We start from the raw sequence: 12,055 nt of genomic DNA on the forward strand, positions 1-12,055 counted from the left end.
CATTGAATAGCCCTTTTTTATTGAAATTGGAAATAGATATGATATTTACGCCGCAGATTGACCCTGTGATTTTTTCCATCGGACCGGTAGCGGTGCGTTGGTACTCTTTGATGTACATTGTGGCATTGCTCATTGCCATTGGCCTTGGCAATTATCGTGCGAAAAAGCCGGGCTCGACTTGGACAAAAGAGAATGTGGGCGATGCTGCCTTTTACTTATTCATTGGTGCTGTGCTAGGTGGGCGCGTGGGTTATGCCATTTTTTATGGTTGGGAACAGGTGTTGCAAAATCCGCTCTTTATTTTAGGTTGGAATGGACACACGATTGAATGGAGCGGCATGAGCTTCCATGGTGGATTGCTAGGCACATTGGTGGCGGCACTTTTGGTGCGCAAAAAGATTCAAAAAAGCTTTTGGCAAATCACTGATTTCTTTGCGCCACTTTTACCATTAGGGCTCTTTTTCGGGCGCATTGGCAATTTTATCAATGGCGAGCTTTGGGGCAAATATACGGATCAAACGTGGGGCGTGCTCTTTGAACATGCACCTGTGGTCAATGGTTTGGTGTATCGTCATCCTTCGCAACTGTATGAGGCGATCACCGAAGGCTTATTGCTCTTCATTGCGCTTTGGTGGTACACAAACAAGCCACGACCACGCTGCGCCGCATCGGGCTTGTTCTTAGCAGGTTACGGCATGGCACGTTTTATTGTAGAATTCTTCCGCGAGCCGGATGCACATTTAGGTTATCGACTCGGAACCGATTGGCTCACCACAGGGATGATCCTTTGCATTCCGATGATCGTTGCCGGATTAGGCTTAATGATTTACGCATATCGCAACAACAAAGGGCAATAGATGCAAACATATTTAGATTTACTGGCAAAGGTTAAAAATGAAGGCGCCTTCAAAGAGGACAGAACAGGCACAGGCACCTACTCCATCTTTGGGCATCAAATGCGTTTTGATTTACAACAAGGTTTTCCTTTATTGACCACCAAAAAATTGCACTTAAAATCGATCATTTATGAATTGTTATGGTTTTTAAAAGGTGATACGAACATTCAGTATTTGACGGACAATGGCGTGCGCATTTGGAATGAATGGGCAGATGACAATGGGGATTTAGGTCCTGTGTATGGTCATCAATGGCGCAGCTGGCCAACGCAAGATGGTCAAACCATTGATCAGATTACAGAGGTGGTGAATCAGATTAAAACCAATCCTGATTCCCGTCGCCTTATTGTGAGTGCGTGGAATGTGGGTGAAGTGCCCAACATGGCATTGCCGCCTTGCCATTTATTGTTCCAATTTTATGTGGCCAATGGCAAATTGTCGTGCCAATTGTATCAGCGTTCTGCGGATCTATTTTTGGGCGTGCCGTTTAACATTGCCAGCTATGCGATTTTAACTCACATGATGGCGCAAGTGTGCGATTTAGATGTGGGTGATTTTGTGTGGACGGGCGGGGATTGCCATTTATATGCCAATCACATTGAGCAGGCTGAATTGCAATTGACGCGCGAGCCATTGCCATTGCCACAGCTTAAAATCAATCCATTGAAGAAAGACATTTTCAGCTTTGAGTTTGAGGATTTTGAGTTGGTGAATTATGAATCTCACCCTCACATCAAAGCCGCAGTTGCTGTGTAATGATGGATAAAGTCTATATTTATACTGATGGTGCATGCAGCGGTAACCCAGGCAAAGGCGGTTGGGGCTGCATTTTAAAGTATCGTGGTCATGAGAAGGAATTGTCTGGTTATTGTGCAGACACCACGAATAATCGCATGGAACTGACGGCAGCCATTAAAGGTTTACAAGCGCTAAAAAAGCCATGCCATGTGGCATTGATCACCGATTCTCGTTATGTGCAGCAAGGCATTAATGAGTGGGTCAATGGCTGGATTGCACGTGATTGGAAAACAGCGAGTCAGCAGCCTGTGAAAAATGTGGATCTCTGGCAGCAATTGGTGATCGAGCGTGATCGCCATCTTTCCATTGATTGGCAATGGGTGAAAGGTCATGCGGGGCATCCTGAAAATGAGCGTGCCGATACGTTGGCCACCGATGCAGTGAAAAATGAACGAGGGTTAAGCGATGAGTAGACAAATTGTGCTCGATACAGAAACCACAGGTATGGATCCGGCAACGGGTGATCGCATTGTGGAGATTGGTTGTGTGGAAATGGTCGATCGCATGCTGACGGGCAATCACTTTCATGTATACATCAATCCTGAGCGTGACATGCCGGTGGAAGCCTTTAAAGTGCATGGTTTGAGCGAAGAGTTTTTGAGTGATAAACCTGTCTTTGCAAGCATTGCACAAGATTTTGTGGATTATATCGATGGCGCAGAACTCATCATTCATAACGCTGCGTTTGACATGAAGTTCTTAGATCATGAGCTTAAATTGCTCAAGATGCAGACTTTGAGTGCACAATGCGGCGTGATTGACAGTTTAAAAATGGCACGCGATATGTATCCAGGGCAGCGCAACAGCTTAGATGCATTGTGCCGCCGTTTAGGGATTGATAACTCTAAGCGTACGTTGCATGGCGCGTTGTTAGACTCCGAAATCCTTGCCCAAGTCTTTTTAGCCATGACGGGCGGGCAAGATTCGCTCTTTGGCGGAGAAGGTGATGATAATCATGCAACGGTTTCGCTCGATCCATCTTTATTGAATGCAGCAGAGATGATGCCAGAAGCGACGCGCGTCATCTACGCAACGGCAGAAGAGATTGCCGCGCACGATGCTTTTTTTGCAAAGCTGAAAAAATAGTCATAAAAAAAGCCAGTTTCCACTGGCTTTTTTAACATTGGGCATTAAATGCGGCGAATTTTTGCGCCTAACCCAGTTAATTTACGTTCAATGCCATCATAACCACGATCTAAGTGGTAGATTTGATCCATGGTTGTGGTGCCATCTGCCACTAATCCCGCTAAAATGAGGGCAGCGGATGCGCGTAAATCGGTGGCGGAAACTTCAGCGCCGGATAAACGATCAACACCCGTCACAATCGCCATGTGATCTTCAATGCGAATGTTCGCACCCATGCGGCTCAATTCATTGGCATGCATGAAACGATTCTCAAAAATGGTTTCAATGATGGTGGATTTACCTTCCGCAATGGTGGCCAATGCCATGAACTGCGCTTGCATATCGGTGGCAAACTTTGGATAAGGTTGCGTTTTGATGTCAATGGCTTGCAGTTTTGAAGCTTTTGGGAAGACGCGAATGGCGCGTTCCATCACTTCAACGCCGCAGCCTGTTTGCAATAGGGCTTCAATGGTGGCTTCTTGATGAATTGGCGTGCAATCATTGACGATGATGTCACCAAATGTCATGGCGCCCGCCACTAAATAAGTGCCCACTTCAATGCGATCTGGCATGATGGTGTGTTCACCACCGGTTAATTGCATGACGCCATCAATCACAAGGCGGCTGGTGCCCACACCTTCAATTTGTGCGCCCAATGTGATGAGCATTTCGCATAAATCCACCACTTCAGGCTCTTGTGCGCAGTTGTCTAAGACTGTGCGGCCATCGGCTAAGACGGCAGCCATGATGATGTTTTCTGCACCCGTCACCGTGATCATGTCAAATGTGAAATGGTTACCCGTCAATTTTGCATGATTCGGTGTTGAGGCAAATACATAACCATTTTTCAGCTCAATGTTTGCACCTAAAGCTTCTAACCCTTTTAAGTGCTGATCCACAGGTCGGCTACCAATGGCGCAGCCGCCCGGTAAAGAGACTTCTGCTTCACCAAATTTACTGACCAATGGACCGAGGACTAAAATGGACGCACGCATTAATTTCACCAAATTGTGGCTCGCACGAATTTTGGTGATGCTGCGTGGGTCAATCACAACGGTATTGCCGTTGATTTCAACTTTTGCACCCAAATCTTTTAAAAGATCTGTGAGCACAATCACATCTTGTAATTTAGGCACATTGTGTAATGTGACGGGTTCTGAGGCTAAAATGGTGGCGGCTAAAATGGGCAAAACGGCGTTTTTTGCGCCGCTTGCCACCACTTCACCGGTCAGAGGGCCGTTGCCCTCAATGATGAGTTTAGGAACATGGCCATTAGAGTGCATGAACGCGCTCCCAATCTGTTGGCGTATAGGTGTGTACAGACAGTGCGTGGATTTCATCCGTTTGCATTGCATCGCCTAAGGTTTCATACACCAATTTATGTTGCTTTAATTTACCAAGGCCTTCAAATGCGGCACTCACAACGATGGCATCAAAATGACGGCCATCATCACCAGAGACGAGAATATAATCACATTTTAAACCGGCTTCGATTCTTTTTTGTACTTCTTCTTTAGTCATCATAATTACTGTCTCCTCAAATTAAATGGAAAGGGTAGAGAGAATGTTGTGCAATGCTTCGCGAGGATCTGCTGCACGGGTGATCGGTCTGCCAATCACTAAATAATCGGCACCGGCTGCCACAGCTTTTTGTGGCGTCATGATGCGCACTTGATCATCTGTTTTGACTGTATCATCTAAACGAATGCCAGGGCAAACCGTGTGTAAATTTGGTTGTAATGATTTGATCATGCTCGCTTCATTTGCAGAAGAAACGACACCATCTAATCCGCATTCCGCCACTAAGTTCGCTAAACGTGTGACGATCTCATCTTTATTGCCAAGTAAGCCAATCTCATTGGCCATTTCATCACTCATGCTCGTGAGCAATGTCACTGCGATCAATAAAGGTGGAGTGGAGTAACCACTTAAAATTTCTTTGGCATCACACATCATTTTGCGACCGCCAAGGGCATGCACATCCACCATCCAAACGCCCAATTCAGCCGCCACTTTCACGGCGCTCGCCACTGTGTTTGGAATGTCATGGAATTTTAAATCTAAAAATACATCAAAGCCACGTTTTTGCATGGCTTCTACAATGCTTGGGCCTGCCATGGTAAAGAGCTCTTTGCCAACTTTTAAACGGCATAAAGCAGGATCAAGTGCATCCATTAAGTTCAATGCAGCTTGCGTATGATCAACATCGATGGCAACGATGATGGGTGATGTTGTTTGCATAGAGTCCTCTGTAACTATTTTTGAAGCGCTATAATATCAGAAACCGGCGCAGCTGTATTCCATGATTGGCAGCTTGGGCAGTGCCATTGTAGCGTTTTACTGATGAAGCCACACTTCTCACAACGAAACTGCGCATAGTAGTCAATCACATGATGAAACGTTTCATGATAGAGGGTGAATGTGGCTTGATGTTCGCCATCTTGTAAACTGTTGAGGCGATTGAGCAGGGTGATGCCTTGTAGATTTTTCGTGTGTGTCAATTGCTCAGTCAGATAATCGATCGCCGTTTTAAGAGAATCGGTGAGCACACATAGATGCGTTTTCCACAGTTTTAAATAAAAATAATGGGGATAACGTTCGATCATCTCATCTAGCCATGGTACAAAACGCTGCGGCTCTACATTCATCATCGCGCGATACATGATCGGTACAATGATGGGCGTCAGTGAAGGTTGCTGCTCAGATAATAGAGTGAGCGCATCGATCACTTTATGAAATTCTTGATGGGTGAGTGCGATGTACGCATTGATTAAACTTGCGCGGGCTAAGTTTTCATCCACAGACAAGGCGCGCGCTGACCAAAAAAGGGCTTGCTCTAAATCATGATCCGTTAAAGCTTGCTCGGCAATTTCACAATAAAGGTGGGCAACTTCTGTGGTGTAACGCGTTTTATAATCATTGATGCGCTCATACATGCTTGCCGCTTGTAGCCAGTCATTTTGCTGTTTATAAAGGGCGGCAAGCTTAAGGGCAGCCTCATCATGATACGGTGTTGAGAGTAGCTCTCTGAGCGTGCGTTCACTTCGATCAAAAATCCCTGCGTGCACATAATCTTCAGACAGCGAGATCAGCACTTCAGCACGCTTAGCATCATTGATGTCTAAGGAATGGAGTAAATGTTCATGCATCTCGATCGCTTTATCCACCTCCCCGCGGCGACGATACGCATCGCCAAGGGTTAAGGTAAAGTGGATGCCTTCATCTTCCACATTTAAGGGAATCGCGGAGTCAGGCGTAGATACCGGCGTTTTGACCTTCTCTTTATCAAGGTAATAACGCAGGTTTAAATATTGATGGAGCTTACGTTTACGCGAACTGTCAAGTTTAGCCGCATACCAACCAATGATTAAACCGAGCGGTAACAGGATCCAGATGTATTCAAACATAAATTAGAGGGCTTTCTCTTCTTGTAGTTTTTTGAGGGATTTTTTCGCAGCTTTCAATTCACGGCGCTGACGGAAAGACTCACCAAAACTGCCAAGGCTTAAGAGTAAAGAGACAATGATGCCACACACCGCGCCCGACAAGAAGATGATGCTGATGACCGCTGGCAAGGTTAAGACGGCATCTCCAATTAAATAATCAAAGTGCACTTCGATGCCGCGGTTTAAATAGAGCACGAAGAAAATTAAGGTTAGAAAGACCAAAAAGACAACAAAGTTGATCCATTTAATAATCTTTTTCATTTATGATTCCTATGTTTGGCATGAAAATAGCGATGGTTAGGATTATACCGAAGTTATACAACTTTTGTGTGCTGTGCGTGTGAAAAAAATGACAGCTGTGATATTATTCAGTATAGTAGTTAACGAATGAACTTCATAATGTTGGAGATGGCTTGATGGTTGATCAGCCCATAAGTTCTCCGTAATTGGTATAAGTTTTTACATATTGCATCCGACGATCAGGCTTTTCAGCTGCGGATGTCCTCAAGGAATTGTTATATAAAGTTTACGATGAGTAAAAAAGTTAATATTAGCTTGTGTGACGCATTAAGCGATCATATTCAGCAGGCCGTGGATCTTTATCCTGAGTTAGAACCGTTACATTTTACCTCTGTGCTCAATAAAGATGTCTTACAGTTGTTGCGAAATGATCACAAAGCATTGGCAGATCATCGCCGAATGATCGTGGTGACAAATTCAGTCTCTGAGTGTTTTGACGTGGCCATTTTGTTGGCGAACATTTTAGGGCAAGAGAGTGTTGCGGCCGTTTATCCACATACAGTGGCAGATCATGTGTTTGCAACGCCTGTGATTGTCGCGCCAATGATGGCGTTTCAAATCGGTGAACGTCTCACTGAAGAGGTGTTACAAGCCTCTCATTTTGTGATGACCATTACCCCAGAAGGCATGAATGACATGGCGGCGATTTTAGAGCCTTGTGTGACGCAGTTATTGGCGGATTGTAAAATTTTGCCATTGATGAGTGTTGCATTGTCTGATTCTGTACAAACCTCAAAAGAAGCGGCGCCCATTGTGTTGGAAGTTGAACCGATGGTGGACGATGCGCCTGAAATTGTGGTCAAAGCACAAAGTGATGACAAAGCCATGCCAGAGATTAAAGTCTTCGTTGAGCCTGAGCCAGAAGCGGTGCGCCATGAGATAGATGCCAGCGCAGCAGAGGCAGGGCACCACATTGTGCTGGTGGACCGCAATTATAAACGCGCCTATTTACGCAATGTGTTAAAAGGCAGCGATGAAAAAACATTGGTGATCACACGCACGCGCCACAATGCCCATCGTTTAGAAGAGTATCTCTATCAAGGGAAGGTGCGCTCACGCATTTTGCACGCGAATTTATCAGAAGAAGCGAAAGAGAAAGTCATTGAGCAATTGCAATCGGGTGAATTAAAAGTGTTGTTGTTGCCAGAATCTGTGGCGCAAACGACAGATTTAAGTGACATTGGCAAAGTGATCTTCTTTGATCTACCGGATGTGGGCATTGAATTTAAAGCACGTGTTGAAACATTGGGTGAAAAATTCAATGTGCCAAACACCATTTCGATTGTGACCAATGATGAAACACCTTGGATTGATGCGATGGAAAGCGAATTGAAATGGACATTGCCCATTGTGCAAGCAGCGCCACCTCAACGTTCTCACAATATTTTGCGCTTGAAAGATCGCAACAATAAAGAAAAACCTGAGAAAACAGAAAAACGTGGTCGCGGGCTGCGTAAGCTTGGCGGTAAAAATACGCAGAAAAAACGCAATACACCCTTTGGTCAGCGTCCGATGAAACCTGCGGAACATGACGCGCCTTATGAAGCGCAGCCACAAGACATTTCCCATCACAATGAAGATCCATTTAACAGCAATCATGGCAATTCCATTGTGAATGAAAATCGCAATCCTTTTGCCTTCGATTCATTTGAGGCGAGCGTTGCGCGCCAAAATAAAAAACGCGTCAAGCAGCTCTTTAGTCGTCGTGAAGCGCCTGCGCGCGATGTGCAAGATGACTTTAATTCGCCAAAACCTGTGAAAAAGAGTGTAAAAGTTGTGCATCGTAAAAAACGTGTGTTTGACATCGATGGGAATCAATAAATCATAAATTAATCATCTCGATTGATTAAATAAATGATCGATAAAACAAAGGGCTAGCGCGATAAACAGCGGTGGCCTTTTTTATTGTTTAAAAAATGTCCGCCATTCATATTGCTTTTTTCTCAGTTTAATATATAAGGCTTTTATAAATTTATGAAAGGGAGGTTTTACATATGAAAACTGATTTTGAAGATGACAACGATTTAATGGATGAAGATTCTGTTGAAGAGGAAGAGATTCCTGAGGTTAAGGTTTCTCAGTCGCAAGCTTGGCGTGACATTGAAGCGAAGCGTGAAGAGCGTGCGCTCTTAAGACAACTTGAAAAAGAGTATGATTTAGATGGTTTAGAAGATTGGGATGACTAATCTCTTGAAAATCACAGATCGATCCTCATTATGAACAGACTATTCACTAAGTTTAGAAGGAAAAAACATATGAGTAATGCTGAAAAAGAGAAAGAGATGGCACAAGCAGAAGATGCAGCGGTGGAAACATCGATGGATGAAGCGTGCGTAGAAGCCCTTGCCGATGACACCGATTTAACGGATGAAGTGGTAAAGTTAACGCAAGAGAAAGATGCTCTTTTTCAACGCTTATTGGCCTCAGAAGCGGACATGCAAAACTTGCGCCGCCGCACTGAGATCGATTTAGCGAATGCCCATAAGTTCGCCTTAGAGAAATTCGTTAAAGAATTGTTGCCATGTATTGATGCATTAGAATTTGAAATCAATGCACTTGAAAAGCAAGAGAACTTATCTGAAGAGCTTGTGAAATTTAAAGAGGGCTCTGAGCTGACGTATCGCATGTTGCTCAATGCAGTGGAAAAATTTGGTGTCAAACAAGTGCGCCCGATGGGTGAGATGTTGAACCCTGAGTTCCACCAAGCGATCACCATGATTCCAAACACGGGCAAACCGAGTAATGAAATTGTGGATGTGGTGCAAACAGGTTATACATTGAACGATCGTTTGGTGCGTGCCGCTCAGGTAGTGGTTGCGCAATAAAACGCACGCTTGATTTGTCTAAATGTAAAATGATCTATATTATCTAAAGGGTAATATGGATCATTTTTATTGAGAGGGACATATGAAATTTTTACATACAATGGTGCGCGTTTCGGATCTTGAAAAGTCGTTAGATTTTTATTGTAATGTGCTTGGATTGATCGAGACACGCAGAAAAGAATACCCTCAGTGGGAATGTACATTGGTTTATTTGGCGTGCCCAAATGATCCAACAGGTGCGGAAGTTGAGTTAACCTACAATTGGAATTCAGATGAAACGTATGGCATTGGCCGTGCATTTGGTCATTTAGCGTTTGAAGTGGATAACATTTATGAGATTTGCCAGCGTGTGTTAGATGCAGGCATTGAATTGAATGTGCCACCGCGTGATGGTTGGATGGCATTTTTACGTTCACCGGATGACATTTCAATTGAGTTGTTGCAAAAAGGTGACAAGCTCGAACCGCAAGAGCCATGGATTAATATGGAAAATAAAGGTTGGTGGTAGTGATGCAAAAATTCCCGATGACAGTGGAAGGCGCAGAAGCGCTAAAAGCAGAAATTCATGAACTCAAAAGCGTGCAAAGACCTGCGATCATCGCAGCGATTGCAGAGGCAAGAGAGCATGGCGATTTAAAAGAAAATGCTGAATATCACGCAGCGCGTGAACAGCAAGGTTTTGTAGAGGCGCGTTTAGCAGATTATGAAGCGCGTTTATCAAACGCACAGATCATTGATGTTAAAGCCATTGAGCCCACCGGCAAAGTGATCTTTGGCACCACCATCACATTGTTGAATTTAGACAGTGATGATGAAGTGACATATAGAATTGTCGGTGAGCATGAAGCGAATGTAAAAAAAGGGTTGTTGTCTGTTACTTCTCCCATTGCAAGAGCATTAATTGGTAAAGAAGAGGGTGAAGAAGTTCGCATTGAGACACCAGGCGGTGTACAATTGTATGAAATTCTAACAGTTGAGCATCTCTAATAATGAATGTAAAACATTCGGCAGCAGCATTGAAGCCACTGACTTACCATCCGGTGGGTAAGTGGCTGATTATTTCCCTGCTTTTTGCAGGTGTTTTCTTTTTTCATCAATTCTTTGCACCCGGTTTAGCGGCCATCATCATTGCAGTGGTGACATGGCCTGTGTATCGAGAATTGCTCCGCATGACGGGCGGCCGCTCCATCTCTTCGGCCACCATTGCCATCATCATCATTACACTTTTGATTGTTCTGCCAGTGTTTTGGCTTGGGCACTATTTGTTGTTTGAATTTCATGGTTTAAGCAATTGGTTGGTGCAGCTCAATCGTTATGGCAGTGCTACGCCTGAATGGATTAAAAATTTACCCTTAGTTGGGCATCAGCTCAATGAGTTGTGGCTTGAGTACTTAGGGAAAGAAAATGGGCTCAATGAGCTATTGCAGCTTGCTGGGCTTCAGCGTGTGACAAGTTTTGCCAACTATATATTGTCATTAGGTAAGCAGTTTGCGAGCATTGGCTTTCATCTATTGTTCATTTTGATTATTTTGTTCTTCTTATATAAAGATGGCAAAAAACTGCAAAGCAATCTAGCGAAAGTTGGACACATCATGTTTTTAGATCGCTGGGAGCGCATCTCTGGCGTTGTGCCCATTATGATTCGTTCAACCGTGACAGGCATGGTGATCATTGCCATTGGTGAAGGGATTGTCTTTGGCTTGGTGTATTGGATGGTGGGCATTCCATCATCCACTGCTTTAACCCTTGGCATCATGACGGGTATTTTTGCTTTGATTCCAGGTGGTGCGCCACTGTCAATGACGATGGTGTCTCTCTATTTAGTGGGCAGTGGATTGGTGACGCAAGGCATCATTCTCTTTTCATGGGGGACATGCCAGCTCTTTATTGTGGATAAAACCATTCGTCCGCGTTTAGTGGGCGGGCCTGCTAAATTACCATTTTTACCCACATTTTTTGGATTAGTGGGTGGTTTACAAACCATGGGCTTATTAGGCTTATTCATTGGTCCTGTATTAATGGCGCTCTTATTAGTGATTTGGCGTGAGTGGGTACATGATGAAGAGCACGTTAAAATGGAAGAAAAGATTGTGGGATTGCGTAAAGGTACTCAGAAGAAAACAACATTGCGCCGTTTTATGCAAAGAAAACGACCGAATGCTTAAAAGATTGCATGATATGTGCACACAACCCGCCAGAATTGGCGGGTTTTTTTGTATGGATGGTCGTTGTTTTTAGGATAGGGCAGTGCTGTGGCACGTTGCGATGCAATTAATTTCAATTATTTTTATGCTTTATCTCATTGTTAAATATAGTTTTTGTGAAATACTTTTAAATTAATTGAAAAAGGGTGTTGACACCTCTCTGAATTTATCTATAATGAGCACCTCTTCTGAACGAGGCGCTGCTGAAAAGCGGTGAGTTTGAAGGGTTTTGAGAGGTTGAGATAGTTGTTTAAGTCTCCCTCGCTGAAAAAAACTTTTCAAATTAGGTGTTGACAAATGATTTAGATCATGTAAAATAGCCTGCTCTTCACGAGGTTGAGTCACTTGACTCCCTCGAGTTCTTTAACAGATTAATCTTAAGTGGTTTGTGTGGGAGCTTGTATTGAAGTGATTACAGAAATACAAGTTTCGAACCAAATCAATTCCAGCGTATATTTTAT

At 43.9% G+C, this 12,055-nt stretch carries 15 protein-coding genes; 10 read left to right on the plus strand and 5 right to left on the minus strand.

What is annotated here, in order from left to right:
• Positions 1–38 precede the first annotated feature (38 nt).
• The 4 genes from lgt to dnaQ are packed head-to-tail and all read left to right on the plus strand — an operon-like array spanning position 39 to position 2,780.
• Complete coding sequence (gene lgt, locus B9T10_RS07570; RefSeq protein ID WP_094494124.1) at positions 39–857, plus strand: prolipoprotein diacylglyceryl transferase; 819 nt, start codon at positions 39–41, stop codon at positions 855–857.
• Entirely contained in the window at positions 858–1,652 is a 795-nt protein-coding gene (locus B9T10_RS07575; protein WP_094538192.1) for a thymidylate synthase, read from the plus strand.
• Complete coding sequence (gene rnhA, locus B9T10_RS07580) at positions 1,652–2,107, plus strand: ribonuclease HI (RefSeq protein WP_094538193.1); 456 nt, start codon at positions 1,652–1,654, stop codon at positions 2,105–2,107. The genes B9T10_RS07575 and rnhA overlap by 1 nt, the downstream gene beginning before the upstream one ends.
• Positions 2,100–2,780, plus strand: a complete 681-nt coding sequence (dnaQ, locus tag B9T10_RS07585) for a DNA polymerase III subunit epsilon (protein ID WP_094538194.1) — start codon at positions 2,100–2,102, stop codon at positions 2,778–2,780. Before rnhA ends, dnaQ begins: the two co-directional genes overlap by 8 nt.
• A gap of 44 nt (positions 2,781–2,824) precedes the next feature.
• Here the strand turns inward: dnaQ and murA are convergent, their stop codons facing one another.
• From murA to B9T10_RS07610, 5 genes are read right to left on the minus strand one after another with little or no spacing between them, the layout of a single operon-like run.
• Positions 2,825–4,102, minus strand: coding sequence for a UDP-N-acetylglucosamine 1-carboxyvinyltransferase (murA, locus tag B9T10_RS07590; RefSeq protein WP_063455674.1), 1,278 nt, complete (start codon positions 4,100–4,102; stop codon positions 2,825–2,827).
• Entirely contained in the window at positions 4,092–4,343 is a 252-nt protein-coding gene (locus tag B9T10_RS07595; RefSeq protein ID WP_008316709.1) for a BolA family protein, read from the minus strand. The genes murA and B9T10_RS07595 overlap by 11 nt, the downstream gene beginning before the upstream one ends.
• 18 nt (positions 4,344–4,361) lie before the next feature.
• On the minus strand, positions 4,362–5,060 hold the full coding sequence (gene pyrF / locus B9T10_RS07600; RefSeq protein WP_063503991.1) for an orotidine-5'-phosphate decarboxylase: 699 nt from the start codon (positions 5,058–5,060) through the stop codon (positions 4,362–4,364).
• Positions 5,061–5,074: 14 nt separating this feature from the next.
• On the minus strand, positions 5,075–6,226 hold the full coding sequence (locus B9T10_RS07605) for a tetratricopeptide repeat protein (RefSeq protein ID WP_094538195.1): 1,152 nt from the start codon (positions 6,224–6,226) through the stop codon (positions 5,075–5,077).
• 3 nt (positions 6,227–6,229) lie between these two features.
• Entirely contained in the window at positions 6,230–6,526 is a 297-nt protein-coding gene (locus B9T10_RS07610; protein WP_008316703.1) for a lipopolysaccharide assembly protein LapA domain-containing protein, read from the minus strand.
• Between the two features lie 270 nt (positions 6,527–6,796).
• On the opposite strand from B9T10_RS07610, the gene B9T10_RS07615 reads away from it, so the two are divergent.
• The 6 genes from B9T10_RS07615 to B9T10_RS07640 all read left to right on the plus strand — a co-directional run bounded on the left by B9T10_RS07615 (position 6,797) and on the right by B9T10_RS07640 (position 11,555).
• Positions 6,797–8,386 (plus strand): helicase-related protein, encoded by a 1,590-nt coding sequence (locus B9T10_RS07615; RefSeq protein ID WP_094538196.1) that lies wholly within the window; start codon positions 6,797–6,799, stop codon positions 8,384–8,386.
• Between the two features lie 173 nt (positions 8,387–8,559).
• Complete coding sequence (locus tag B9T10_RS07620; RefSeq protein ID WP_008316699.1) at positions 8,560–8,751, plus strand: PA3496 family putative envelope integrity protein; 192 nt, start codon at positions 8,560–8,562, stop codon at positions 8,749–8,751.
• A gap of 69 nt (positions 8,752–8,820) precedes the next feature.
• On the plus strand, positions 8,821–9,390 hold the full coding sequence (gene grpE / locus B9T10_RS07625; protein ID WP_018123101.1) for a nucleotide exchange factor GrpE: 570 nt from the start codon (positions 8,821–8,823) through the stop codon (positions 9,388–9,390).
• 82 nt (positions 9,391–9,472) lie between these two features.
• Positions 9,473–9,898: a VOC family protein gene (locus tag B9T10_RS07630; RefSeq protein WP_008316695.1), complete on the plus strand. Its 426-nt coding sequence runs from the start codon at positions 9,473–9,475 to the stop codon at positions 9,896–9,898.
• A gap of 2 nt (positions 9,899–9,900) precedes the next feature.
• Positions 9,901–10,377: a transcription elongation factor GreA gene (greA, locus tag B9T10_RS07635; protein WP_026165790.1), complete on the plus strand. Its 477-nt coding sequence runs from the start codon at positions 9,901–9,903 to the stop codon at positions 10,375–10,377.
• Positions 10,378–10,379: 2 nt separating this feature from the next.
• Positions 10,380–11,555: an AI-2E family transporter gene (locus B9T10_RS07640; protein ID WP_008316693.1), complete on the plus strand. Its 1,176-nt coding sequence runs from the start codon at positions 10,380–10,382 to the stop codon at positions 11,553–11,555.
• Positions 11,556–12,055 lie beyond the last annotated feature (500 nt).

This window comes from Wohlfahrtiimonas chitiniclastica, from assembly GCF_002252325.1.
GTDB classification, from domain to species: Bacteria; Pseudomonadota; Gammaproteobacteria; order Cardiobacteriales; family Wohlfahrtiimonadaceae; genus Wohlfahrtiimonas; species Wohlfahrtiimonas chitiniclastica.